The 25,076-nt window shown below is 62.7% G+C and carries 27 protein-coding genes; 12 read left to right on the top strand and 15 right to left on the bottom strand.

The annotated features are described in order from the left end of the window. Nucleotides 1-7: 7 nt before the first annotated feature. The 3 genes from AC1DLT_RS16100 to tsaD are packed head-to-tail and all read right to left on the bottom strand — an operon-like array spanning nt 8 to nt 2,416. Entirely contained in the window at nt 8-298 is a 291-nt protein-coding gene (locus AC1DLT_RS16100; RefSeq protein ID WP_247038809.1) for a YciI-like protein, read from the bottom strand. A gap of 37 nt (nt 299-335) precedes the next feature. Continuing rightward, complete coding sequence (locus tag AC1DLT_RS16095) at nt 336-1,322, bottom strand: NAD(P)H-dependent glycerol-3-phosphate dehydrogenase (RefSeq protein WP_477487386.1); 987 nt, start codon at nt 1,320-1,322, stop codon at nt 336-338. Then, nucleotides 1,319-2,416, bottom strand: coding sequence for a tRNA (adenosine(37)-N6)-threonylcarbamoyltransferase complex transferase subunit TsaD (tsaD, locus tag AC1DLT_RS16090; protein WP_477484679.1), 1,098 nt, complete (start codon nt 2,414-2,416; stop codon nt 1,319-1,321). Before tsaD ends, AC1DLT_RS16095 begins: the two co-directional genes overlap by 4 nt. A 71-nt stretch (nt 2,417-2,487) precedes the next feature. On the opposite strand from tsaD, the gene hemC reads away from it, so the two are divergent. The 5 genes from hemC (at nt 2,488) to AC1DLT_RS16065 (ending at nt 7,625) form a co-directional block, all read left to right on the top strand. Continuing rightward, nucleotides 2,488-3,417, top strand: coding sequence for a hydroxymethylbilane synthase (gene hemC, locus AC1DLT_RS16085; RefSeq protein ID WP_247139146.1), 930 nt, complete (start codon nt 2,488-2,490; stop codon nt 3,415-3,417). 4 nt (nt 3,418-3,421) lie between these two features. Beyond that, nucleotides 3,422-4,132: a uroporphyrinogen-III synthase gene (locus AC1DLT_RS16080; RefSeq protein WP_477487385.1), complete on the top strand. Its 711-nt coding sequence runs from the start codon at nt 3,422-3,424 to the stop codon at nt 4,130-4,132. Nucleotides 4,133-4,222: 90 nt separating this feature from the next. Further along, entirely contained in the window at nt 4,223-5,473 is a 1,251-nt protein-coding gene (locus AC1DLT_RS16075; protein WP_477487384.1) for a COG4223 family protein, read from the top strand. 15 nt (nt 5,474-5,488) lie between these two features. After that, nucleotides 5,489-7,123, top strand: a complete 1,635-nt coding sequence (locus AC1DLT_RS16070) for a heme biosynthesis HemY N-terminal domain-containing protein (RefSeq protein ID WP_477487383.1) — start codon at nt 5,489-5,491, stop codon at nt 7,121-7,123. Between the two features lie 22 nt (nt 7,124-7,145). Further along, nucleotides 7,146-7,625: a tellurite resistance TerB family protein gene (locus AC1DLT_RS16065; RefSeq protein ID WP_247138167.1), complete on the top strand. Its 480-nt coding sequence runs from the start codon at nt 7,146-7,148 to the stop codon at nt 7,623-7,625. Nucleotides 7,626-7,699: 74 nt separating this feature from the next. Here AC1DLT_RS16065 and AC1DLT_RS16060 read toward each other — a convergent pair whose 3' ends face one another. Further along, complete coding sequence (locus AC1DLT_RS16060; RefSeq protein WP_247138166.1) at nt 7,700-8,959, bottom strand: MFS transporter; 1,260 nt, start codon at nt 8,957-8,959, stop codon at nt 7,700-7,702. A gap of 141 nt (nt 8,960-9,100) precedes the next feature. Between AC1DLT_RS16060 and AC1DLT_RS16055 the strand changes: the two genes are divergently transcribed. Beyond that, a complete protein-coding gene (locus tag AC1DLT_RS16055; protein WP_038546555.1) occupies nt 9,101-9,391 on the top strand; it encodes a YggT family protein in 291 nt (96 codons plus the stop codon). Beyond that, on the top strand, nt 9,388-9,702 hold the full coding sequence (locus AC1DLT_RS16050; RefSeq protein ID WP_247138165.1) for a DUF167 domain-containing protein: 315 nt from the start codon (nt 9,388-9,390) through the stop codon (nt 9,700-9,702). Before AC1DLT_RS16055 ends, AC1DLT_RS16050 begins: the two co-directional genes overlap by 4 nt. A gap of 4 nt (nt 9,703-9,706) precedes the next feature. Here AC1DLT_RS16050 and ppa read toward each other — a convergent pair whose 3' ends face one another. From ppa to AC1DLT_RS16015, 7 genes are all read right to left on the bottom strand, one after another. After that, entirely contained in the window at nt 9,707-10,240 is a 534-nt protein-coding gene (ppa, locus tag AC1DLT_RS16045) for an inorganic diphosphatase (protein WP_038546562.1), read from the bottom strand. Between the two features lie 147 nt (nt 10,241-10,387). Further along, nucleotides 10,388-10,894: a GNAT family N-acetyltransferase gene (locus tag AC1DLT_RS16040; protein ID WP_038590844.1), complete on the bottom strand. Its 507-nt coding sequence runs from the start codon at nt 10,892-10,894 to the stop codon at nt 10,388-10,390. A gap of 204 nt (nt 10,895-11,098) precedes the next feature. Beyond that, nucleotides 11,099-12,922: a translational GTPase TypA gene (typA, locus tag AC1DLT_RS16035; protein ID WP_046600800.1), complete on the bottom strand. Its 1,824-nt coding sequence runs from the start codon at nt 12,920-12,922 to the stop codon at nt 11,099-11,101. Nucleotides 12,923-13,037: 115 nt separating this feature from the next. Then, nucleotides 13,038-14,717, bottom strand: coding sequence for an ABC transporter permease (locus AC1DLT_RS16030; RefSeq protein ID WP_477487382.1), 1,680 nt, complete (start codon nt 14,715-14,717; stop codon nt 13,038-13,040). An 11-nt stretch (nt 14,718-14,728) separates the two neighbouring features. Further along, nucleotides 14,729-15,688 carry an ABC transporter substrate-binding protein gene (locus AC1DLT_RS16025; RefSeq protein WP_477484687.1) on the bottom strand — a complete coding sequence of 320 codons (960 nt, stop codon included), beginning with the start codon at nt 15,686-15,688 and terminating at the stop codon, nt 14,729-14,731. Then, nucleotides 15,681-16,796, bottom strand: coding sequence for an ABC transporter ATP-binding protein (locus tag AC1DLT_RS16020; RefSeq protein WP_477484688.1), 1,116 nt, complete (start codon nt 16,794-16,796; stop codon nt 15,681-15,683). The genes AC1DLT_RS16025 and AC1DLT_RS16020 overlap by 8 nt, the downstream gene beginning before the upstream one ends. A gap of 148 nt (nt 16,797-16,944) precedes the next feature. Beyond that, nucleotides 16,945-19,035: a M3 family metallopeptidase gene (locus AC1DLT_RS16015; RefSeq protein ID WP_247138161.1), complete on the bottom strand. Its 2,091-nt coding sequence runs from the start codon at nt 19,033-19,035 to the stop codon at nt 16,945-16,947. Between the two features lie 186 nt (nt 19,036-19,221). Here AC1DLT_RS16015 and AC1DLT_RS16010 point away from each other — a divergent pair, with 186 nt between their 5' ends. Beyond that, nucleotides 19,222-19,644: a hypothetical protein gene (locus AC1DLT_RS16010; protein WP_247138160.1), complete on the top strand. Its 423-nt coding sequence runs from the start codon at nt 19,222-19,224 to the stop codon at nt 19,642-19,644. 17 nt (nt 19,645-19,661) lie between these two features. Here AC1DLT_RS16010 and AC1DLT_RS16005 read toward each other — a convergent pair whose 3' ends face one another. After that, on the bottom strand, nt 19,662-20,303 hold the full coding sequence (locus tag AC1DLT_RS16005) for a LysE family translocator (protein ID WP_477484689.1): 642 nt from the start codon (nt 20,301-20,303) through the stop codon (nt 19,662-19,664). Between the two features lie 153 nt (nt 20,304-20,456). Here AC1DLT_RS16005 and AC1DLT_RS16000 point away from each other — a divergent pair, with 153 nt between their 5' ends. Both AC1DLT_RS16000 and AC1DLT_RS15995 read left to right on the top strand, forming a co-directional pair. Further along, nucleotides 20,457-20,921 carry a MarR family winged helix-turn-helix transcriptional regulator gene (locus tag AC1DLT_RS16000; protein ID WP_477487381.1) on the top strand — a complete coding sequence of 155 codons (465 nt, stop codon included), beginning with the start codon at nt 20,457-20,459 and terminating at the stop codon, nt 20,919-20,921. Nucleotide 20,922: 1 nt separating this feature from the next. Continuing rightward, nucleotides 20,923-22,119: a multidrug effflux MFS transporter gene (locus AC1DLT_RS15995; protein WP_477487380.1), complete on the top strand. Its 1,197-nt coding sequence runs from the start codon at nt 20,923-20,925 to the stop codon at nt 22,117-22,119. 54 nt (nt 22,120-22,173) lie between these two features. Here AC1DLT_RS15995 and AC1DLT_RS15990 read toward each other — a convergent pair whose 3' ends face one another. Then, complete coding sequence (locus AC1DLT_RS15990) at nt 22,174-23,397, bottom strand: argininosuccinate synthase (protein ID WP_247035604.1); 1,224 nt, start codon at nt 23,395-23,397, stop codon at nt 22,174-22,176. Between AC1DLT_RS15990 and AC1DLT_RS15985 the strand changes: the two genes are divergently transcribed. Continuing rightward, nucleotides 23,396-23,614, top strand: a complete 219-nt coding sequence (locus tag AC1DLT_RS15985) for a hypothetical protein (protein ID WP_247035612.1) — start codon at nt 23,396-23,398, stop codon at nt 23,612-23,614. The genes AC1DLT_RS15990 and AC1DLT_RS15985 overlap by 2 nt on opposite strands. Here AC1DLT_RS15985 and AC1DLT_RS15980 read toward each other — a convergent pair. After that, nucleotides 23,510-23,800, bottom strand: coding sequence for a type II toxin-antitoxin system RelE/ParE family toxin (locus AC1DLT_RS15980; RefSeq protein ID WP_247035603.1), 291 nt, complete (start codon nt 23,798-23,800; stop codon nt 23,510-23,512). The genes AC1DLT_RS15985 and AC1DLT_RS15980 overlap by 105 nt on opposite strands. Next, nucleotides 23,797-24,045, bottom strand: a complete 249-nt coding sequence (locus AC1DLT_RS15975) for a type II toxin-antitoxin system ParD family antitoxin (protein ID WP_247035602.1) — start codon at nt 24,043-24,045, stop codon at nt 23,797-23,799. Before AC1DLT_RS15975 ends, AC1DLT_RS15980 begins: the two co-directional genes overlap by 4 nt. Nucleotides 24,046-24,162: 117 nt before the next feature. Between AC1DLT_RS15975 and AC1DLT_RS15970 the strand changes: the two genes are divergently transcribed. After that, nucleotides 24,163-25,020: an SDR family NAD(P)-dependent oxidoreductase gene (locus AC1DLT_RS15970; protein ID WP_477487379.1), complete on the top strand. Its 858-nt coding sequence runs from the start codon at nt 24,163-24,165 to the stop codon at nt 25,018-25,020. Nucleotides 25,021-25,076: the final 56 nt, after the last annotated feature.

The following is a 25,076-nucleotide window of genomic DNA, read 5'->3' as shown; positions in this document are numbered from 1 at the left end:
TGTCGCCTCACTCCGGCTTGTTGAAGACCCAGTTCCAGGCCTTCACTTCGACCTTCTCGAAGAGGCCGGCCAGGTAATAGGGATCGGCTTCGGCGACCAGGCGAGCGGCGGCCATGTCGGCGGCTTCGACGACCACGAGGCTGCCGTTCGGCTTGCCGTCGTCATCGAGGAACGGGCCTGCGAACTTCAGCACGCCCTCTGCATTGAGCTTGTTCAGATAATCCAGATGGGTCGGGCGGGTTTCCATCCGGACGTTCAGATGGCCGGGCTTGTCGGTGCACAGAAACGCAAACAGCATCAGTCTCTCCTTGCATGATCCTATTGGGGAAATGATCTTATTCGGTGGTGATCGGCCGGGTCATCAGTTGTTCCATGGCCGTCATGATATCGAGCTTGCCGTCGATGATATCGGCCACCGCGTTGGTGACCGGCAGTTCGACCGAAAATTTCTCGCCAAGACGCGCCGCGACGGATGCCGCAAACGCCCCTTCGACCAGCGGTCCGCCGGCCTGAGTGCCCTCGCCTCTGCCGAGCGCGATGCCGAAACGCAGGTTGCGCGACTGATGGCTGGTGCCGGTCAGCACCAGGTCGCCGAGGCCCGACAATCCGCGCACCGTATCCGCCTTGCCGCCCATCGCCTCGACCAGCCGCGACATTTCCGCAAGACCGCGCGAGATCAGTGCGGCGCGCGCCGATTCGCCGAGCCCGGCGCCTTCGATGATGCCGCAGGCGATAGCCAGCACGTTCTTCAGCGCGCCGCCGAGCTGAACACCGATCCGATCGGTGGAAGCATAGAGGCGGAAGGTACGGCTGGAGAGCGCGTTGGCGAGCCGTTCCGCCAATGCCTCATCCCCCGCCGCAATCGCCATCGCCGTCGGCAGGCCGCGGGCGATATCCGCCGCAAAACCCGGCCCCGAAAGCACCGCGACCGGATGATGCGGCAATTCCGCCTCCAGCAGCTCGGTCAGCAACCGGCCGGAAGACTTGTCGATGCCCTTGGCGCAGGTGACGACCACCGCGCCGCCGGCAAGATAGGGACCGTAATGCCGGGCCGCATCCGCTTGTGCCTGCGAGGGCATGGCGAAGAGCACGAGGCTTGCCTCGCCGATCGCATCCGGCTCGGCGGAAAACTCCAGCGCATCCGGCAGGGGCACGCCGGGAAGGGCCGCATCATGCACCCGGTCGTCGCGCAGATCGCTCATCAGCGAAGGATCGCGGCCGATCAGGGTCACCGGATGTCGGCCTTCCAGCGAAATCACGGCAGCAAGCGCGGTCCCGAAGGCGCCGGCGCCGATGACGACGATTTTTTCCGCACCGCTCATGCCTTGGCTCCTCGCTTGCCGGATCCAAGCAGGGTCTTGGCGTCCTTGTCGAGCGGCCAGCGCGAGCGCGGCGCCACGTCGAGACCGTCGGTCGGCAGTTCCTCCGCCATCCGCTCGAGCCCCGCCCAGGCGATCATCGCCGCATTGTCGGTGCAGAGGCGCAGCGGCGGTGCGATGAAGCGGAAGCCGTTCTCGATGCAGAGCGCCTGCAGCGTCCGGCGGATTTCCTGGTTGGCGGCAACCCCGCCGGCAACGACCAGCGCCCGGTCGACATCGAGATGCGCGAACTCCTGTTTGAAGCGGGCCAGCCCGCGGCCGATGCGGTCGCGCAGCGTCCGGGAAATCGCCTTCTGGAACGAGGCGCAGATATCGGCGACATCCTGCTCGCTGAGCGGCGCGATCTCGGTCGCCGCCTGGCGCACCGCCGTCTTGAGGCCGGAGAAGGAAAAGTCGAGCCGCGCTTCGCCGACCAGCGGCCGCGGCAGCGAGAACCGGTCCGGATTGCCTTTCAAAGCCGCCTTCTCGACAGCCGGCCCACCGGGATAGGGCAGGCCGAGCAGTTTTGCCGTCTTGTCGAACGCCTCGCCAAGCGCATCGTCGATCGTCGTACCCCAGCGCTCGTATTCCCCGACGCCGCGCACCAGAACCAGCTGGGTATGGCCGCCGGACACGAGCAGCATCAGGTAGGGAAAGGAAAGCCCGTCGGTCAGCCGTGCCGTCAAGGCATGGCCTTCGAGGTGGTTGATCGCCATCAGCGGCTTGCCGGCCGCCCGCGCGATCGCCTTGGCGGTCATCAGCCCGACGATCAGGCCGCCGATCAGGCCAGGCCCGGATGTCGCGGCAATCGCATCGATCTCGTCGAGCGACACATTGGCGCGGGTGAGCGCTTCCTCGATCAGCCCGTCCAGCGCCTCGACATGCGCACGCGCCGCGATTTCCGGCACGACGCCACCATAGGCACTGTGTTCATCGAGCTGCGACAGCACGATATCGGAGAGGATTTCGCCGCGGCCGTCCTCATGGCGCGCGACGACGGAAGCCGCCGTCTCGTCGCAGCTAGTTTCAATGCCGAGGATGCGAAGAAAGGTCGCCATACGCCTATCGATAATTGCGATGCCGGATAAACCGGTTTACGAAAGCTTCCGGTAACAATGGAATGACGCGGATGCAAACAAAACCTTTCCGGATCGGCACGCGCGGCAGCCCGCTGGCGCTCGCCCAGGCTTCCGAAACGCGCGCACGGCTGATGACGGCGCATGGCCTGCCGGAGGACATGTTCGAGATTGTCGTGCTGTCGACCACCGGCGACCGCATCACCGACCGGGCGCTGACCGAGCTCGGCGGCAAGGGCCTGTTCACCCAGGAACTGGAGGAAGGGCTAATCTCCGGCGATCTCGATTTCGCCGTTCATTCCTCGAAAGACATGCCGACCAAACTGCCCGAGGGCCTGCGTCTCGCCGCCTACCTGCCCCGCGAGGATTTTCGCGACGCCTTCATCGGCCGCACGGCCCATACGCTCGCCGCACTTCCGGATGGCGCCACCGTCGGCTCCTCGTCGCTGCGCCGCCAGGCGCTGATCCGCCGCATCCGTCCGGACATCGAGGTCATCACCTTCCGCGGCCTCGTCGAAACGCGGCTGCGCAAGCTCAGCGAAGGCCAGGTGGATGCGACCCTGCTCGCCTATGCCGGCCTGAAGCGCCTCGGCAAGCAGGATGTCGTCACCGAATTGCTCGACCCGCAGGACTTCCCCCCGGCACCGGCGCAGGGCGCGATCTGCGTCGAAAGCCGTGTCAGTGACGCCCGCATCGACGCGCTTCTCGACCCGATCAACGACCGCCCAACCTATGACGCGGTCTCCTGCGAACGCGCCTTCCTGGCCGCACTCGACGGTTCCTGCCGCACCCCGATCGGCGGTTACGCGATCTGCGAGGGCGACCATCTGAAATTCTCAGGGCTGATCCTGACGCCCGATGGCCGCAAGGAACATTCGATCGAGACCGAGGGCAAACGAGCAAACGCCGAAAAGCTCGGCAGGCAGGCGGGCGAAGCCGTTCGCGCGGCGGCCGGTTCCGATTTCTTCGAAGGCTGGTCGTAACGCGATGCGGGTCGTCGTCACCCGCCCCGAAAACTCGGCCCGCCGGACCGCCGAACGGCTGCAGAACCTCGGCCATCAGCCGGTCCTGCTGCCGCTGACCAGGGCGATCCATCATCCGAAAATTGCCGAGGCCTCGCTCGCCAGCCCCCATTCGGCGCTGGCCGTCACCAGCGCCGAAGCCCTGCGCGTGCTGTCCGCGTTGGGCGACCACCTGACCCTGTTTCTCGGCCAAACCCTCTATGCTGTCGGAGAAACAACGGCAAAGGCGGCCGAAGATGCCGGCTTCCGGGACATTCGCCGTGGCCCCGGCACAGGCGCCGAACTTGCTGAACTCATCGCAAGCGATGCACCTTCGTTCGACACTCCGCTGCTCTATCTTGCCGGGAGGCCGCGCTCGACAAAATTCGAAGATGGCCTGCACGCGGCGGCGGTGCCGTTCGTCACCGCCGAAATCTACGAAATGGAACCCATAGCCTACGATGAAGCTCTTATCCGCGGCACTCTCCTCGATCAGCCGGCGGATGCCGTGCTTCTCTACTCGCGGGAAAATGCCCGGCTTTTCTGCGATTTCGCTGCGCCGCACCTTCAGGAACTCGTGTCCCTGCAGTTCCTCTGCCTCAGCGACAATGTCGCCGAAATCATTCCCCGGGAATTCCATAGAAATATCAAGATCGCCAGCCACCCTGACGAGGATGGGGTATTGGCACTCCTTTAGTCGAGGTGTGGCGCCAAAATCCCCACCGCCCCTTTCTTTCCTAAGACCCACCCACTAGTTTCCTGTGAGCGCATGCAAAAAGAGGTCGAGATGGCACCGGAACAACCACCCCGCCGATCCAAGACGGACAAGGAGCCGGTCACGATCGACCTAACCGCCGAGCAGTCCGATGTCGTCGCCGAACCTGTCCGCAGCAACGACACCGACGAAGCGGTGAGCACGACCGAGCCCACCGAGGACGTTTCTGCAACAGTCGAAGAGCCGGCCAAGCCCGAGTCCACGGAAGAACTGGCGTCCAGCCCCTCGGCCGCGGACGAGCCGCGTTATGACGACCCCTGGTCTGCCGCCGCCCGGAGCGAACCGCAGCCCGCGACCGTGGCGCCCGAACCGGAGCCGACGCCCGCCGCGCCCCAACGCCCGAGCCCTGCCACGTCGACGCTGATCGCAGCCGGCATTTTCGGCGGCATCGTCGCGCTGCTGCTGGCCGGCAGCATGCAATATGCCGGTTACCTGCCCGGTGCCACGCCAGCTCCGGCCGCCTCCAACACGGCCGGCCTCTCCTCCGAGATCACCGCTTTGCGCCAGGAAATTGCGGCCCTCAAAAACCGTCCCACCACCGCAGCAGCGCCGGATACAGCGCTCGCCAATCGCGTCGCAGCCCTTGAAACCGCGCCCAAGGCATCAAGCGGCGCCAGCGATCAGGCGCTTGCCGCGCTGAAGGCCGATCTCGACCGGCTTCGCGCCACCGTCCAGTCGGCGGCGAGCGCCGGTTCCGGTCTCGCCCAGCGCCTCGACCAGGCCGAGGCCAAGCTGAACGATCGCGGCCCGGAACAGCAGGTCGCCCGCGCCGTCGCAGCCGCCGCCCTCAAGGCCGGCATCGATCGCGGCGGTCCGTTCGAAACCGAACTGCAGACCTTCGTGAGCGTCGCCGGCGACGATCCCGCCGTCGCCGACCTGCAAAAGTTCGCGTCCGCCGGCGTGCCCGCCCGCGCCGAGCTGCAGCGTGACTTCCCCCGCATTGCCGATGCCATGCTGGAAGCGACCGCCCAGCCCGATCCCAACCAGGGCATTGCCGGCCGGCTGCTTGCCTCCGCCATGTCGGTGGTCAAGGTCCGCCGCGTCGGCGACGTCCAGGGCGCGACGCCGGATGCGATCGTCGCCCGCATGGAAGAGGCGCTGCGCAACGGCAATCTCCAGGCCTCCGCTCGCGAATGGGACGCGCTGCCGGAACCGGCAAAAGCCGTTTCGCGCGATTTCAAGCAGAAGCTCGATGCCCGCATTCAGGTGGAAAATCTCGTGGGCGGAACGCTGACGCGTGCCGTCGCCGGCACCCAAGGCTGAGGACGGAAGAACCGGATGGTCAGACTTTTCATTTTTCTCGTTGTGGTGCTGGCTCTCGGCTGGGGTTTCTCCTGGCTCGCGGATCGCCCCGGCCTGATTTCCATCACCTGGCAGGACCACCTGATCGAAACCAGCCTGATGGTGGCCGCCACCGCCGTGGTCGCGCTGGTCGGCTTTGCCATGATCCTCTGGTGGATCGTCGGGGTGATCTGGACCTCGCCCTATTCCGTCCGCCGTTATTTTCGCGCCCGCAAGCGGGATCGCGGCTATCAGGCGCTGTCGACCGGCCTGATCGCCGCCGGCGCCGGCAATGCTCTGCTCGCCCGCAAGATGAGTCTTCGCACCCGCGGGCTGATCAGCGCCGACCAGGAGCCGCTGATCCATCTCCTCGAAGCACAGGCCGCCCTCATCGAAGGCAAGCACGACGAAGCGCGCAAGAAATTCGAGCAGATGGCCGAGGATCCGGAAACCCGGGAACTCGGCCTGCGCGGCCTCTACATGGAAGCCCGCCGGCTCGGCGCCAACGAGGCCGCCCGCCAATATGCGGAAAAGGCCGTCGAACACGCGCCCTACCTGCCCTGGGCCGCCCAGGCAACGCTCGAATCCCGCAGCCAGTCCGGTCGCTGGGACGATGCGATCCGCCTGCTCGACCAGCAGCGCATGGCCAATATTCTTGAAAAGCCGAAGGCCGAACGCTGGAAGGCCGTGCTCCTGACGGCCAAGGCAAACGACCGGCTGGAAGGCGATCCGAAGGGCGCCCGCGACGACGCCATGGCGGCTTTGAAGCTCGCCAAGGATCTGGTGCCCGCCGCCGTCATCGCCGCCAAGGCCTGGCTGCGTGAGGACAATGTCCGCAAGGCCGCATCGGTCCTCGAAGGAGTCTGGAAGCTCGGGCCCCATCCGGAAATCGCCCGCGCCTATGTCCGTGCCCGCAGTGGCGACAGCACCGTCGACCGGCTGAAACGCGCCGAAAAGCTCGAAGCGATGCGACCCAACAATGTCGAATCGCTGCTGGCCGTCGCCCAGGCGGCGCTCGATGCGCAGGAGTTCAGGAAGGCCCGCGCCAAGACGGAGGCCGCCGCCCGGATGGAGCCCCGCGAGGCCGTCTACCTGCTGCTCGCCGATATCGAGGAGGCCGAGACCGGCGATCAGGGCCGCGTCCGGCACTGGATGGCGCAGGCGCTGCGAGCACCCCGCGATCCGGCCTGGGTGGCCGACGGACACGTCTCGGAAAAATGGCTGCCAATTTCCCCGGTCACCGGCAGGCTCGACGCCTTCGAATGGAAGGCGCCGTTCGACCAGCTCGAAGGCCCGGTCGAGGAAGGTTCGCTCGCAGCCGACACGGCGATCGCCAGCCTGCCGCCCGTCACCGAGGTGCCGGCTTTCACCCCGAAGGCCGAGTCTCGCGCCGAGGAAGCGCCGCGGCCGATCGTGGTTCCGGTCAAGCCCGTTCCGCAGGAGGCAAAGCCGGCTCCGAAGGAGTTAGCTGTTGCAGCAAAAACACCAGCGCCTGCGAATGTGACGTCAAAGGACGGAAAAACCCCTGAAAATAGGGAGGAGCCCGTTCCCTTTTTCGGCCGCCCGCCGGATGATCCGGGTGTGAAAGATCCCGATGCCGGGCAGCCTGCAACGAGGCTCCGGTTGTTCTAGAATGGCGAGGGCCTGGAGATAGATGTTAGATCGCATTCAGGCTTTCCTCCACACTCTGACAGGGTCTCACCATACACAGGAATTCGCGCCCGATGATCCGCGGGTGGCGTTCGTGGCGCTATGTTTCCAGGTCATGGAGGCGGACGGCAATATTTCCGATCAGGAACAGCAGAAGTTTCGCGATCTGCTGCGCGAACGGTACGACTTGAGCGAGGACCGCCTCAAGGTGCTGATCGAGGTCGGCCACCAGGCCGGGAGCGAGGCGGTCGATTATTACCGCTTCACGTCCGATCTTAGAAAACATCTCGTCAATGAAGAAGACCGTGTCGAGCTGCTCGGCATCCTCTGGGATATCGTTTATGCCGACGGCCAGCGCAGCGAAATCGAAGATCACGTGATCTGGAGGATCGCCGATCTTCTGGGCGTTTCGGCGCGCGACAGGGTTCTGGAGCGCCAGCAGGCCGCCGCCCGTGCAACCTTGGGAGACCGGGGAGAAGACTGACGGTCCCCGATGCCGATGCTTCCACCAGCCACGACGCTTGAGATATTCGCCATGCTGCGCCGTCAACCGGCGCTTCAGGCCGGCTGAGCCGATTTCTCTTCCCGCTCCGGTGCCTCGAGGCTGTCGATCCGGCGCAGCTTCGGGAAACCCATGGACCAAATGATCGCGACCGCCAGCGTGCCGACACCGCCGATGACCACGGCCGGCATCGCCCCGAAGATCGAGGCCATCGTACCTGCCCGGAATTCCCCGAGTTCGTTGGACGCGCCGACGAACACCATGTTGACCGCATTGACCCGGCCACGCACTTCGTCCGGCGTCCAGAGCGCGATCAGCGTCTCGCGCACATAGACGGAGATCATGTCCGACGCTCCCATCAGCATCAGCGCCGAAATCGACAGCCAGGGCGTCGCTGAGAGACCGAAGACCAGCGTGCCCACCCCGAACAGTCCGACGCCGATGAACATCGCGATGCCGGCATGGTGGCGGATCGGGTAGAAGGCAAGATAGATCGCGACGATGATCGCGCCGACGCCCGGTGCTGCCCGCAGCATGCCGAGCCCCCAGGGCCCGAGCTCCAGAATATCGCGCGCAAAGATCGGCATCAGCGCCACCGCGCCGCCGAGAAGCACCGCGAAGAGATCGAGCGAGATCGCCCCGAGGACGATCTTTTCCTGCGAGATGAAGTGGAAGCCGGCGAGAATCTGGCCCCAGCTCACCTTCTCCACAGCATTGCGCTGCGTAGGCTTCGGGATCATGAATACCAGAATGGCGGCGAGGATGAGAAAGGCGAAGGCGACCGAATAGGCAGCGATCGCACTGACGCCGTACAGCAGACCGCCGGCAACCGGACCGAGGATCGCCGCCGTCTGCCATGACGAGGAGTTCCAGGCGACCGCATTCGGCAGGTCCTGTTCCGGCACCAGGTTCGGCCCGAGCGACTGCACCGCCGGCCCCATGAAGGCGCGCTCGATCCCGAACACGATCAGGATGCCGAACACCGGCCAGGGCGAAAACGAATGCGTGACGGTGAGTGCCAGCAGGGCACCGGCGCACAGCGCTCCGACCACCATGCAGGCCGCTACGATCGCGCGCCGGTTATAGCGGTCGGCGACGGAGCCAGTGACAAGGATCAGGAGCAGCGACGGCAGGAACTGGAAAAGCCCGATCAGACCGAGATAGAGCGGATTGCTGGTCTCGTCGTACATCTGCCAGCCGACTGCGACGCTGATGATCTGGATCGCGAAAGCCGAGAAAAGCCGGGAAAAGAAGAAGCGAGTATAGGATGAGTGCCGGAAGGCGGCGAAACGATCGCCCGAGGCGGGAATGGACATAAGGCAGCACTTTCAGCGGAGCCGGAAGCCGGCAGCGTGCCTGTCGCCCGTTAAACATGAATCGGATGAGGCACGGGCGCGGCACTTGCCCGTTAGTTCGCCAATGTCTACATGTCTGTCAACAAAGAAATGGAGACGTTAATGCTCGCCCTGTTTCAGACCATCGATTTGGCCTTGAACCTCTATACCTGGGTGCTGATTGCCAGCGCCATCTTTTCCTGGCTCTTTGCCTTCAACGTCATCAATTCGCGAAACCAGTTCGTCGATGCGGTCGGTCGTTTCCTCTTCAACGTCACCGAACCGGTGCTGCGCCCTATCCGCCGCATCATGCCGGATCTCGGCGGCATCGACATTTCGCCAGTCGTCCTGCTCCTCATCATCTTCTTCATCCGCTCGCTGATGTGGACGTCGATCTATCCGCTGTTTGCGTGAGCGGTCCTTTTAGCAGGCATTCCGATCATCTGCGGCTCGCAATCCGGCTCACGCCGAATTCGGGCCGCAATGCTGTCGAGGGCCTGGAGACCGCCGCCGATGGCGACATCTTCCTGAAGGCACGCGTCACCGCCGTGCCGGAGGACGGCAAGGCCAACAAGGCGCTGATCCTGCTGCTGGCCGATACGTTCCGTCTCCCCAAATCCTCCATTTCGATCCTGTCGGGCGAAACCGCGCGCAAAAAAATCCTCCGGATCGATGGCGACCCGGAGGACTTGGAAGAGAAATTCAAAAAATTCCTGAAAGCCTGACGGCTTACTTGCTTGCCTTGTAACGCTCGATGGCTTCGATGATCAGCGTCTTGGCCACGTCGACATTCTGCCACCCGCCTATCTTCACCCACTTGCCGGGCTCCAGATCCTTGTAGTGCTCGAAGAAATGCTCGATCTGCTTCAGCGTGATCTCGGGCATATCCGTGTAGTTCTTGATCTTGTCGTAGCGCTGGGTCAGCTTCGGAACCGGCACGGCGATGATCTTCTCGTCCTTGCCGCCATCATCTTCCATGATCATCACGCCGATCGGGCGCACGTTGATGACGCAGCCGGGAACCAGCGGACGTGTGTTGCAGATAAGGACGTCGATCGGGTCGCCGTCTTCAGAGAGCGTATGCGGTACGAAGCCGTAATTGCCCGGATAGGTCATCGGCGTGTAGAGGAAGCGATCGACGACAAGAGCGCCGGCTTCCTTGTCCATTTCGTACTTGATCGGCTGGCCGCCGACCGGCACTTCAACGATGACGTTGACGTCTTCAGGCGGATTCTTGCCAACGGAAATTGCATCGATACGCATTCTAGTCCCCGATGAGGTTCGACAAAGTTAAGCGTCGATAGCGGGAATCATGCTGCAAGGCAACAAGGCTTTGACGCCAATATTGAACCGCGCTGCGCGCCGAAACATTAGAAAGCGTTTAAATTCAAGGTCTTCAAGCCTGACCGTTCAAGGCCAGACAAAACCGATCTTGCGAAGCTGCGTGCCGCCGAAATCTTCCATGCCTTCGGCGAGATCCACGCCGCCGTGCCGGCGGAAGAAACGCGCCGCATGCTCGCTGTCCTCAAGGCACCAGACGACCAGGCCTTCGCAGCCGAGTGACTTCAGGAGCCGGCGGCTTTCGCCGAACAGGCGGCGGCCAAGGCCGATGCCCTGGAATTCCGGACGCAGATAGATCTCGTAGACCTCGCCGTCGTAAGGCAGGGCACGGGCGCGATTGAGGCCGATCGTCGCATAACCGGCGACCTGGTCGGCGACGTCGAGCACCAGCAGTGTGGCCGGACCGCGCGTCGCCTTGCGCCACCAGGTCTCGCCCCGGCGCTCCAGCATCTGGGTCAGCGGCTTGTAGGGAATGAGGCCTGCATAGGCCTGGGTCCATGCCTGGCGGTGCGCCTCGGAAATGGCGCGGGCGTCTTGCGGTTCGGCCCGCCGGACATCGATCGATAACGTCTTCATAACGTTTACTCTAGGCCCTGATGTCGGCAATCCGCCATTCCACCAATGTGTGTAGAGCGGATTGCCCACAGACTTCTCATGTGGACAACGAGGCAACGTTAACGTGTTTTTAACCTTTGCGACAAGGCCGGGCAGGTCGTAGGCACAGAAAAAACCCCAGCATTTCTGCCGGGGTTTTGAAAGGCTCAGAGCATGTAGCCGAAATCAGGCGATCTTCGCCTTGCCGAAGCGCTTGCGGTCGTTGGCATCGAGATAGGTCTTGCGCAGACGGATGTTCTTCGGCGTCACTTCCATCAGTTCGTCGTCCTGGATCCAGGAGAGAGCGCGGTCGAGCGTCATGCGGATCGGCGGGGTCAGACGAACGGCTTCGTCCTTGCCGGCAGAGCGGATGTTGGTCAGCTGCTTGCCCTTGAGGACATTGACCTCAAGGTCGTTGTCTCTGCTGTGAATGCCGATGATCATGCCGGCATAGACCTTCTCGCCCGGCTCGATGATCATCGGGCCGCGGTCTTCCAGGTTGAACATCGCATAGGCGACGGCTTCGCCGGCCTGGTTGGACAACAGCACGCCGTTGGTGCGGCCGCCGATTTCACCCTTGTAGGGCTGATAGTCGTGGAACAGGCGGTTCATGATCGCCGTGCCGCGGGTATCGGTCAGAAGTTCCGACTGGTAGCCGATCAGGCCGCGGGTCGGCGCAAAGAATACCAGGCGGACGCGGCTGCCGCCGGACGGACGCAGCTCGGCCATTTCCGCCTTGCGCTCGGACATCTTCTGCACGACGACGCCGGAATGTTCTTCATCGACGTCGATGACGACTTCCTCGATCGGCTCCATCAGCGTGCCGTCCTCGGCCTTGTGCATGACGACGCGCGGACGCGACACGGCAAGCTCGAAGCCTTCGCGGCGCATGGTTTCGATCAGCACGGCGAGCTGCAATTCGCCACGGCCGGACACGAAGAACGAATCCTTGCCGTCCGATTCCTCGATCTTCAGCGCGACATTGCCTTCGGCTTCCTTGAACAGGCGATCGCGGATGACGCGCGAGGTGACCTTGTCGCCTTCGGTGCCGGCCAGGGGTGAGTCGTTGACGAGGAAGGACATGGTGACGGTCGGCGGGTCGATCGGCTGTGCGTGCAGCGCCTCGGTGACCGAGGGATCGCAGAACGTGTCGGCGACCGTGCCCTTGGAGAGGCCGGCGATCGCGACGATATCGCCCGCATGCGCTTCGTCGATCGGCGTACGCTCGATGCCGCGGAAGGCGAGAATCTTGGAGATACGGCCGGTTTCGACCGTCTTGCCGTCCTGGCTCAGAACCTTGACAGCCTGGTTCGGCTTGATCGAGCCGGAATGGATACGGCCGGTGATGATACGGCCGAGGAAGGGGTTGGCTTCGAGCAGCGTGCCGATCATCCGGAACGCGCCGTCTTCTTCACCGACGCTCGGCTCGGGAACGTGCTTCAGCACCAGATCGAGAAGCGGGGCGAGACCCTGGTCCTTCGGGCCTTCCGGATTGACGTTCATCCAGCCATCGCGACCGGAACCGTAAAGGATCGGGAAATCGAGCTGTTCGTCGGTGGCGTCGAGATTGGCGAAGAGGTCGAAGACTTCGTTGATGACTTCTTCGTGGCGGCCGTCCGGACGGTCGATCTTGTTGATCGCGACGATCGGGCGAAGGCCGACCTTCAGCGCCTTGCCGACCACGAACTTGGTCTGCGGCATCGGACCTTCGGAGCTATCGACGAGAACGATCGCGCCGTCCACCATCGAGAGAATGCGCTCCACTTCGCCGCCGAAGTCGGCGTGGCCGGGCGTGTCGACAATGTTGACGCGAACGCCCTTCCACTCGATCGAGGTCGCCTTGGCAAGGATGGTAATGCCGCGTTCCTTTTCGAGATCGTTGCTGTCCATCATGCGCTCGGTGGTGCGCTGGTTGTCGCGGAACGAGCCGGACTGCTTCAGAAGTTCGTCAACGAGGGTGGTCTTCCCATGGTCAACGTGTGCGATAATCGCGATATTGCGCATTTTCATGTTTTGAATCTCTGAGCTTTGGCGCGGCGACGGGAGGCGGCACCCAATTCGTTTTGCGGCCTCATACCCTGTTTTTCGCATTTGCGAAAGGGGTGAGCGCGATGATGGTTGACGGCTATTCCGCCACCAGCCCGCTGCGCCTCAACAGCGTCAGCAGGAGGAGCGGCAGCAGGGTGGTAATCACGATCGCGATGAAGGCCATGGCCATGCCGAGACCGATCGACCCCTGTTCGAACTGCCGCCAGATGAATGTGGCGATCGTCTGCATGCCGACCGGTGCGACGACGACAGAGGCGACCAGCTCGCGGGAAGCGAGCGCAAAGACCAGCAGCATGGCCGATGCAAGGCTTGGAAAGACCAGCGGCAGCAGGATGCGCCGGAAGGCCGTGATGCTGCTGGCACCGAACACGCGGGCCGCTGCCTCCAGATTGTCACCGATCTGCTGGAAGGCCGCCGTGGTATAGCGTACAGGCTGCGGCAGCAGGATGCAACAATAGGCAAGCAGCAGGATAAAGGCGGTGTTGTAGGGCGTCGCCGGCAGCCAGGGCATGTTCCAGGCAAGGATCAGCCCGACCGCCACGACAATGCCGGGCAGCGCGTTCGGCAATATGGTCATGATGTCGATCGCCGTGCGGCCGCGCATCCGCGTCTTGACCACCGTGTAGGCTGCGGTCACGCCGATCAGCCCGGTGATCAGCGCCGTGGCGATGCCGAGCGAGAAACTGTTCACCAGTGCCCCGACCGCGCCGGCGCTGTTGCTGAACACTAGGATGAAATTGTTGAGGCTGAGATTGCCGAGCGCCAGCCCGCCGGAAATCGTCCGCGACAGCGCCGTCGCCAGGATCGCCAGCAGCGGCACCCCGGTCGCCAGGAACGCCACCACTGAGAAGGCGATCATCACAGGCACCTTCAGGGCGCCGAGCGGCCGTTTGTCCTTGGCGCTCGGCTTGCCGCCCACCGTCTGGTAGGAGCGCCGCAAAAGGATCCAGCGTTGCAGCAGGAATGTGACGAGGGACATGGCGACCAGCAGCAGCGACAGGATCGCTGCACCCGGAAGATCGATCGGCCAGTCGGTGATGCGAAGGTCGATGCCGGTCACCAGCACCTGGAAACCGGCACGACGGCCGAGTGCTGCCGGTGTGCCGTATTCCTCGATGGCGGCTGCGAATACCAGCATCAGGCTGGCGGCAAGGCCGGGAGCCGACAACGGCAGCGTGATCCGCCAGAAAGCCCGCGCCGGCGTCGCACCGAAGACGCGGCCGACATCGGCGTAACGGGAGCCAACGGCTTCCACCGTGCGCGACACCGCGAAATAAACGATCGGGAAAGTGTTGAAGGCCATGACCAGCGTCATGCCGAACAGCGAGAACAGGAAGGGTGCGAGATTGAAGCCGACCAGCTGCTGCAGATAACCGCGGGGCTGCAGCGTCATGATCCAGCCGAGCGTCGCGATATAGGGCGGGATCATGAAGGGAACGAGCAGGACCACATCCCAGAACGGGGCGAAGGGAATGCGGTAGAGCGCTCGGAACACGCCGAGCGGCACAGCGACCACGGCCGAGGCGAGCACCACGCAGAAGCCGAGCAGCAGCGTATTGCCGGCCATGCCGATCAGCTCGCTATCGGCAAGCGTCGAGAAAAGAGAGGAGAAAGGGCCCGCGAACGAGCCCTGTCCAAGATTGGGGAAGATGCCCTGCAGCACCACGGCGATGAAGGGAATGGCGACGACGAGGACCAGTCCCGCGATCGCGAGCCAGGCGGCCGGAGCCGCGCCGCCGATGCCGTTCGCCTTCATGCGCCTGTTCCTTACTTGCCGCCGTAGATCTTGGTAATCTCGGCCAGCGTTTCCTTGCGCTTGCCGTAGACGGTGGCGGTATCGTACTTCAGCAGCTTCAGGTCGCTGATCAGCGGACGGTTAGCCGGGATATCGGTGCGGGCCGGCATCAGCATTTCGTCGGCAACGGCCTTCTGGCCTTCGTCTGACAGCATGTAGTCGATGAACTTCTTGGCGTCGTCCTGGTTCTTGGACCAGTTGAGGATCATCGCCGGGCGCGGTGCGATGACCGTGCCGGAAGCCGGGAAGATCACGTCGATCGATTCACCCTTCGCCTTGGCAGCGAGCGTGATGTAATCGACGGCGCCGAAGACGGCCGCCTTGGCACCCTGCAAGACCGGGTTCAGAGCGTCGGCATTGGCGCCGGCGATGATCGCGCCATTGGCCTTCAGGTCGTTGAAGAGCTTGAAACTGTCCTGGCCGGCAAGGGCAGCGGTCAGTTCGAACGACGAGCCGGACTGCGCCGGATCCGGAATGTTGACGAGGTCCTTGTATTCCTTGCTTGTCAGGTCGGCCCATTCGGTCGGCTTCGGGGTGCCGCTCTTGGTGTTCCAGGCAATGCCGAGAGCCGAAATACCTTGGGCTACAGCGCTTTCCGTCTTCAGGAAGTCCGGAACCTTGGCGGCGTTCGGGCTCGAATACTTGACGAGCCAGCCGCGCTTGGCGAAATCGGTCGCGGTATCCCAGGAAGCCGAAACGAGAACGTCGACGACCGGGTTTGCAGCCTCGGCTTCGATACGAGCCATGACCTTGCCGGTCGTTGCCTGGAAGACGTTGACCTTGATGCCGGTCTGCTTGGTGAAACCGGACGACAGCTTGTCGATCAGGCTCTGCGGACCGGCGGTGTAGACGGTGACGTCGGCATGGGCGACGCCAGCCATAAGTGCTGCGGCAACGACGCCGAAGGTAATGCTCTTCAATGACTTAAACATGTTCCAAAGTCTCCCTTTTGGACGAATGAATTTTGGGCGAAAACCAGCGGACCTGGTCGGTGTCGATCGAAAGGCCGACACCATCGCCCGGCCGAAGCTTGACGCGGCTCAGAACCTGCAATTCCATATGGGTGGGGCCGACGAGCGAAACCGTCGCCAGGTGCCCGTCGCCGCGGAACTGCGAGCGCAGCACGGTTGCCGCAAGCAGCCCCGGCCCGATATCGCCGATCGAGATCGCGCCGACCGGGATGAGCACGCGGGCGCTCGTGCCGGCAACGGCGGCATCCCGCAGCAGCGCCACGTCGCTGCCCTTGAAGACCCACAGCCCGTCGCGATAGTCGAGATCGGCGATGCCGCCGAGGCGCAGGAAGTCCGCCACTTCAGGCGTCGCCGGCTTATCGATCAGCTGGTCGGGGGATGCGAGCTGTTCGATCAGCCCGCCGCGCATCACCGCGACGTCGTCGGCAAGCGTCAGCGCTTCCGCATGATCGTGGGTGACATAGATGGCGGTCAGCCCGAGCGTTGCGATCAGCTCGGCAAGTTCGCCGACCATGTTTTCGCGCAGTTCACGGTCGAGGTTGGAAAGCGGCTCGTCGAAAAGGATCAGCTGCGGCTCGGCGACGATCGCGCGGGCGATCGCCACGCGCTGCTGCTGGCCGCCGGACAGATCGCTTGGACGGCGGTCCGCATAGGCACCGAGACCGACACGCTCCAGCGCCCGCATCGTGCGAGACTGGCATTCGGCCTTGCCGAGGCCACGCATCTCGAGCGGAAAGGAAACATTGCCGCCGACCGTCAGATGCGGCCAGAGCGCGTAATCCTGAAAGACCATGCCGAGATTGCGCTTTTCGGGCGGGGAGAATGTATTCGCGGCAGCATCCGCAACCACCTGGCCGGCAATCGAGATCGAACCCTTGGTCGGCGCCAGCAATCCGGCGACGAGGCGCAGAAGCGTGGTCTTTCCGCAGCCGGAGGGGCCGAGCAGAGCAAGCGTCTTGCCCTTCGAAAGCGAGATATCGATGCCCTTGAGAACCGGCGTCGCGCCGTAATGCAATTCCACCCCGGCCGTCGAGACGGCGGCATGTGTCGCTGGGGGCTGAAAGGTCATGGGGAACCGGCATCGGTTGGAGGCGATGCCGGTTTCCTATTAAGGTTTCATGACAGTGGTGTTACGGTTTTATGACGGCCGAATGACAGGCCGATGATTGATGAATCACCGGCATGCCGCACCCCTTGAGACTGGGATCACAACGCGCTCAGGCGTCGCTGCCGGACAGCTCCTCGACCATCGCAAGGCCCTTTTTCTTCAGCATCGCCTGCGGGTCCGGCAGCTTGCCACGGAAGGCCTTGTAGGTCTCTTCCGGGTCGATAGAGCCGCCGACCGAATAGATGTTGTTCTTGAGCTTGCGGGCCATGACCGGATCGAAGGCATTGCCGGTTTCCTCGAAGGCCGAGAAGGCGTCCGCATCGAGCACTTCCGACCACATGTAGGAATAGTAGCCGGCCGAATAACCGTCGCCCGAAAACACGTGCTGAAAATGCGGTGTCGCGTGGCGCATGACGATCGAGGCCGGCATGCCGAGCTCGTCAAGCACCTCCTTCTGAACCGCCATCGGATCCTCGACCGCTCCGCGGGTGTGGAACGCCATGTCGACCAGCGCCGAGGAGGTGAATTCCACCGTCGCGAACCCGGCGTTGAACGTGCGCGCCGCCAGCACCTTGTCGAGCAGCGCCTTCGGCATCGGCTTTCCGGTCTCGTGATGGACCGCGTATTTTTCGAGGATTTCCGGCACGGTCAGCCAGTGCTCGTAGAGCTGCGACGGCAGTTCGACGAAATCGCGCGACACGCCGGTGCCGGAGACCGACGGATAGGTGACATCCGACAGCATGCCGTGCAGCGCGTGGCCGAATTCGTGGAACAGCGTGCGGGCATCGTCGAGCGACAGCAGTGCCGGCTTGCCTTCGGCGGGCTTGGCGAAATTGCAGACATTGTAGATGATCGGCAGTTCGCCTGTCGCACCGTTCTTCAGCGGCAGCTTGTGCTGCGACTGCAGGGAATTCATCCATGCGCCGGAGCGCTTCGAGGAGCGGGCGAAATAATCGCCGAGGAACAGCGCCTTCAGCGAACCATCCCTGTCGCGGACTTCGAACACCCGTACATCCGGATGATAGGCCGCCACACCCTTCACTTCGACCGCCTTGATACCGAACAGGCGCTCGGCGACGTCGAAGCAGGCCTCGATGATCTTTTCCAGCTGCAGATAGGGCTTTAGCTCGGTCTCGGAGAAATCGAAGGTCCGCTGGCGCAGCTTCTCGGCGTAATGCCGCCAGTCCCAGGGCATGACCTCATGGTTCTTGCCCTCCTCGGCAATTAGCCCGCCAAGGCTCGCCTCCTCCTCCAGCGCCTTGGAGCGCGCCTTGTCCCAGACCTTGCGGAGCAGGGAATTCACCGCGTCCGCGGTCTTCGCCATCGTATTGTCGAGCTTGTAGGCGGCGAAATTCTCGTATCCGAGCAGCTTTGCCTTTTCCGCCCGCAGCGCCAGCGTTTCGCGCACAATCCCGAGATTGTCGGTCTCGCCGCCGTTTTGTCCGCGCGCAGCCCAGGCCCTGAACGCCTGTTCGCGCAGGTCCCGGCGGGTCGAGAAGGTGAGGAACGGTTCGATGATCGAGCGGGACAGCGTCACCATATAGCCGTCCGCCTCGCCGCGTTCGCGGGCCGCGGACGCCATGGCATCGCGCAGGAAGGCCGGCAGGCCGTCCAGTTCAGCCTCGCCGGACAATTTCAGCGACCAGCCCTTCTCGTCACCGAGCACGTTCTGGCCGAACTTGGCGCCAAGCCCGGCGAGCTTCTCGTTGATATCGGCAAGCCGCTCCTGCTCAGCCTTGGCAAGCTTGGCACCGGCCTTGACGAAGCCCTTCCAGTGACGTTCCAGCACGCGTTCTTCCTCGAGCGTAAGGCCAAGCTCCTTGCGCTTTTCCCAAAGCGTATCGATGCGGGAAAACAGCGCCGCATTCATGCCGATCTTCGAATAATGGCGCGACATTTTTGGCGCGATCTCGCGCTCAAGCGCCTGAATATTCTCGTTGGTATGCGCACCAGCCTTGCCCCAGAACAGTGACGAAACGCGCGACAGCTCGTCGCCCGCGGTCTCCAGCGCAACGACGGTATTGGTGAAGGTCGGCTCTTCCGGATTGCTGGCGATCGCCTCGATCTCCGCTTCGTGGATGCCAAGTGCCGCGTCGAAACCGGGAGCGAAGTCCTCGTCCTTCACCTGATCGAAACGCGGCAGGCCGTGATGGCCGTTCCAGTCCACGAGAGCGGGGTTCACCAGAAGATTAGAAGACATGCAAATATCCTTCCTAACGATGCATCGCCATTCATATAGGAGAAGCCGGCGGGAATGGGTATGCGCCTGTCCATTTTCGATTTCCGGCAAGAAATCATACATAACAATTAACGGTTATTAACCATTTGACGCAGTGCAGTAATCAAAGGTACTTTTGGCCAGTATCCGATGAATCAGGATATAGCCATGGAAATCAGTTCCTTGCGCTGGTCTACCAACTTACTGCAAAGAGACCATTCTCGAAACAATAAAGTCGAGAAGTCATCGGAGCATGGAAGTCGGCAGAGCCAGATCACCTTTCAGGTGCCCGACACGGATGAATCGCCGATCGATTTTTCGGCGATCACCCCGCGGGATCTGCGTGCGCTCGCGCTTGAAAACTATCAGGCGGGCAGGATCGACCAGGACACTTACATCACGCTGTCCGAAGAACTTCCAACGCACGCCGTCGATGCTCAGGGACAGTTGATGGACCTGTCGCAGGTCACAGACGAAACCGGCTTCAATTTCCACGATTATTACCGCAATCAGCTCGAAATCGCCATGTCGCTTGGCGATATGCCCCGCGCCAACGTCCTTCGCGCGGTGATGGCCTTCATCGAAGTCTGATCGGAAAGCGTAGTCGCTCAGGCACGCCGGTAGCCGAACAGGCCTGGTGCCGAATGCCAGAGCGCCTGCATCGCAAAACCGATGAACAGCAGGCCGGAAAGCCGGACGATCACCCTTTCATACTTCCGATAGAACCGCCGAACCACGCCGGCCCCGATAATCCCGATCAGCACCAGATCGGCCGTCAGGAACCCGATCAGTGACACGGCGAGAAGAAGCGGCAGCGCGCTGAAATCCAGTGCATCGGCAGAACTTGCAAGCAGCGCGGTGAACGTCGCCAGCGCCACCGGATACCCCTTGGGGTTCGTCAGGCCGAAGATCAGCCCGCGCCGCAGCGGTTTTTCGACCGTCACCAGAGCGCCTCCATTCTCCTTCGGCTTAGCCCGCAACGCGCTCCAGCCGATCCAGCCAAGATAGAGGCCGCAGAAAACCCCAAGTATGTCGAAGACTGTGGTACCGACCGTCTTGGCGCCGATGATCGCCACCAGCGCCAGCCCGGACCAGAGGATGTCTCCCGCCAGGTGACCGCCCATGAAGAAGGCGCCGGCCTGCCTTCCCTGTCCGGCACCGATGCCGAGCAGCGCCAGGAATGCCGGGCCGGGAATGAGCGTATAGGCGAGCGCCGCGAAAAAGGCGCCGGCAAGCAGCGATGATGACATGGAGAGGCTCCGTCCGAAGGCTGTGACAATCTCGCCGCAGGTTTCGCCGGTGTCAATGCAACCGAACCCCGTTTTCCGTTTGCCTCACACCCGAAAGATAGTAAGGGTACCTTACAAAATTTGCATATAAAGGCGAAAGGTGCCGAAGAGGGCATGGACAGTTTGGGATTTCTGATCGCCGACAGTGCCCGATTGCTGCGTGCCGCCTTCGAGCGCCGCATCGCCGAGGCCGGCCTCGGACTAACGCCCGGCGAGGCGCGGGCGCTCCTGAACATCGCGACCGTCGACGGCAGCCGCCAGCTCGACATCGCTGCCCGCATGGGCGTCGAGCCGATGACGCTCTGCGCCTATCTCGACAAGCTGGAGACGCTCGGATTGGTCGAAAGGCAGCAATGCTCTGCCGACCGGCGCGTCAAGCGGATCAATCTCACCAAGACCTCCGACGAGATGATCGGCTCGATCCGCCACGAACTGAACGCCATCCTTGCTCAAGCGACCGAAGGCTTGAGCGAGGAAAACAGCCGCATCCTGCGCGAGGCATTGGCCGCGTTCAACGCCAACCTCCAGGCCGCAACCCCCTCCGTCATGCTCCAGACCGCATTCGATGAAAGCCGATAACATGCCGCCTGTCCCCGCTCGGATGAGCGAGCGCCGAACCACGATCATCGGCGCGCTCCTGACGGCAATCGGACCGATCTCGATGGCGATCTACACGCCGGCCATGCCGGAGCTGGTGCATGCCTTTTCGACCACGGAGGCAGCGATCAAGATGTCGCTGTCGCTCTATTTTGCCGGGTTCGCGCTGGCCCAGCTGGTTGCCGGCCCCGTCTCCGACGCCTTCGGTCGCAAGACCGCCTCGCTGAGTTTTCTCCTGGTCTATCTGGCCGGTTCTCTGCTTGCCGCCTTTGCTCCCACGGTCGAATGGGTGCTCGCCGGCCGCCTGATCCAGGGTATCGGTGCCTCCGTCGGCATCACTGTGTCGCGCGCCATCGTGCGCGACCAGTTCAACGGCGGCGACGCGGCCCGGATCATCAACACGATGGGCATCATCCTGGCGATCGGGCCGTCACTTGGGCCGACAGTCGGCGGTCTCGCGCTGGCCGCGTTCGGCTGGCGATCGGTATTCCTGCTGATGGTCGGCTTCGGCGCCCTGCTGGTCTTCCTGTCGACCGTCTGTCTGAAGGAAACCACGATTCCGGATCGCAGCCGGCTGAAGCCGCTGCGGCTCGTCCAGGCCTATGCGGAAATCATCGCCTTGCCGCGCTTCCTGTTTACCGCGGTCGTTCTCGCCGGCGCGGTGGGATCCATGTACGCCCAGGCGGCCGTGCTGCCGTTCATCCTGATCGAGAAGGTCGGGTTGACGCCCATCCAGTTCGGCATGAGCATGCTGATGCAATCCGGTTTCTTCCTGATGGGTTCGGTCTGCCTCCGCGTCATCTCGAGATGGTTGCCGGCCGAACAGGCGCCCCTGGTTGGACTGATTTTCAGCGGCAGCGGTGGTCTCGTCATGGCCCTTTCGATCCACTACCTGCCGCCATCCTTTCTGTCGGTCATGGTGCCGGTTGCCATGTGCGCCTTCGGGATCGCCTTCGTATCGCCCTACATGACCGCGGCGGGCCTCATCCCCTTCCCGCATATTGCCGGGTCAGCGTCCGCGATGATGGGCTTCATCCAGATGGGCGCCGGCTTCGTGGGCGGCGTCGCCGCCGCCTCGATCGGCTCGCCGCTACCGGCCTTCGGCATCGTCATTCCCGCCATGCATCTGATCGCCGTGCTCGGTTACATCGGTTTCCGGATCGCCAGCCGCAGGGCATGAAAAAACCCGCCTCCCTTTCGGGCAAGCGGGCTTCGGTGATCGGATTGTTTGGAATTACTTGCCGAGATTGCGCTTGGCGAGGGTGCGCAGGCGCAGCGCATTGAGCTTGATGAAGCCGGCGGCGTCCTTCTGGTCGTAGGCGCCCTGGTCGTCCTCGAAGGTGACCAGCTTGTCGGAATAAAGCGACTTTTCGCTCTCGCGGCCGATGACCATGACATTGCCCTTGTAGAGCTTCAGCGTCACTTCGCCTTCGACATGCTCCTGGCTCTTGTCGATCAGCGCCTGCAGCATTTCGCGCTCCGGCGAGAACCAGAAGCCGTAATAGATGAGCTCCGCGTAACGCGGCATGATGTCATCCTTGAGATGCGCGGCACCACGGTCGAGCGTGATGCTCTCGATCGCGCGGTGGGCAGCCAGCAGGATCGTGCCGCCGGGGGTCTCGTAGACGCCGCGCGACTTCATGCCAACATAGCGGTTCTCGACAAGGTCGAGACGGCCGATGCCGTTGTCGCGGCCGTAATTATTGAGCGCGGCAAGCAGGGTCGCCGGCGACATGGCGACGCCGTTGATGGAAACAGCATCACCCTTCTTAAAGCCGACCTTGATGACGGTCGCCTTGTCCGGAGCAGCTTCCGGCGAAATGGTGCGCATATGCACGTATTCGGGAGCCTCGATGGCCGGGTCTTCCAGAACCTTGCCCTCGGAAGAAGAGTGCAGCAGGTTGGCATCGACCGAGAACGGCGCCTCGCCCATCTTGTCCTTGGCGACCGGAATCTGGTTTTCCTCGGCGAATTTCAGAAGATCGGTACGGCTCTTGAAAGCCCAGTCACGCCACGGCGCGATGACCTTGATGTCCGGGTTCAGCGCATAGGCCGAGAGCTCGAAACGGACCTGGTCGTTGCCCTTGCCTGTGGCGCCATGGGCAATCGCATCGGCACCGGTCTTTTTGGCGATCTCGATCAGGTGCTTGGAGATCAGCGGGCGGGCGATCGAGGTGCCAAGCAGGTAGACGCCTTCATAGACGGCATTGGCGCGGAACATCGGGAAGACGAAATCGCGCACGAACTCTTCGCGCACGTCCTCGATATAGATCTCCTTGATGCCGAGCATCTCGGCCTTCTTGCGGGCCGGCTCCAGTTCCTCGCCCTGACCGAGATCGGCGGTGAAGGTCACCACCTCGGCGTTCAGTTCGGTCTGCAGCCATTTCAGGATGATCGAGGTGTCGAGGCCGCCGGAATAAGCGAGAACGACCTTCTTTACGTCTTTCGGGATTGCCATGTCGATTTACGTCCGTCTGCGGGTGGAAGCGGTTCTTGAAACTGCCAAGTCGGGATTTGCGGCACTTTTAGCGAGTTTCCTGAGGCACGCAAGAAAAACCCGGCAAAGCCGATCAGAGATGACGGTCGAGGTTCATTCGCTGATGCAGGACGCGGACGATGGAAATTTTCTTGGACGCTTCTCGATAAATGATGAAATGGGACTGGTACGCGAGTGATTGATACCCGCGCTTGATTTCGTCGATCTTCCGACCGCTTCTCTCGCCTGACGAAAGTGCTCTGCAAAAGTCCCGTATTCCAAACGTATATTCTTCAGCCTGGGTGACTCCCCAGGTTGCTTCCGTATGGTCGTAGATGCGATCAATGTCCGCGACAGCCTTGGGCGTGAAGATCAGAGTTTTCATCGCTCGGCACGTGCGGCTCGCTTTTTCTCGATAAATTCATCGAAGTCGAAAGGCTGCGGCTCGCCCGAGGCCTCGCCGTCTTCGATCGCCGCGCGAATGGCCTCGATACCGCCCTCGCTGTCACGCAGAAGCCGTAAGGCGGCCTCCACCACTTCGCTTGGCGAACTGTAGTTGCCGCCGCTCACCTGCCTGTCGATGAACTCAGTCAGTTCCTCATCCACTGTGATCGATGTCATCTTGCCCATGAAGCGGCTCCGGTGTGACGCCCTTACTTGTGACGCCCTTGTCATGTTGACAGGTTTTGATGAGGGTACCATATCCCGCCCGACCTTTGAACAGCAGCGCCCTAGAGGAGATCTGCCATGACCATCACTCATCCCGCTCTGAAAAAGGACAATGTCGCCGTGATTACCGGGGCCGCATCCGGTATCGGCCTTGCGGCGGCGAAGGAATTTGCCCGGATGGGCCTTTCCGTCGTCCTTGCCGATCTGGAGGGCGACAAGCTTGCGGAAGCTTGCCGCGAGGTCGCGGCCCTTGCCGAAGACGGTGAGGCGGATGTCGCCGCCATCGGCACCGACGTTTCGAAGCCGGATGAGATCGAGGCTCTGGAACGCGCCGTCATCCAGCGTTTCGGCCGGGTGCATGTGCTGATGAACAATGCCGGCATCAGCCCGGGGAGCTCGATATTCGGGCCGCAGGTCAACTGGGACAGCATTTTCGCCGTCAACCTCCTCGGCGTCATCAACGGCACGCGGACGTTCGGCCCGGCCATGATCGCCCATGGCGAGCCGTCGCTGATCATCAATACCGGCTCGAAACAGGGGATCACGACACCGCCCGGCAATCCCGCCTACAATGTCGCCAAAGCCGGCGTGAAGACGTTCACCGAGGCGTTGCAGCACGAGCTTCGCAATACGCCGAACTGCCAGGTGTCGGCGCATCTGCTCATCCCGGGCTTCGTGTTTACCGGCCTGACCAAAGGCGACCGCATCGAGAAACCCGCCGGCGCCTGGACGCCGGAAGAGACGGTCGGGTTCATGCTGGTGAGCCTGGAGCGCGGTGATTTCTATATCCTCTGCCCAGACAACGACGTGGATCGGGCGACAGACGAACGCCGCATGGCCTGGGCGATCGGCGACATCATCGAGAACCGCCCGCCGCTGTCGCGCTGGCATCCGGACTTTGCGGATGCATCAAAGGAATTCATCTCCAAGCGCTGAGCGCCTGATTGGCATAGCTGCGAAAGCCGGATAAATGGAGCCATCCTTACCCGGCT

This window comes from Neorhizobium sp. 05N33, assembly GCF_056397445.1.
The sequence above is the reverse complement of the archived record's forward strand: the minus strand, read 5'-3'. Positions and strand labels throughout refer to the sequence as shown.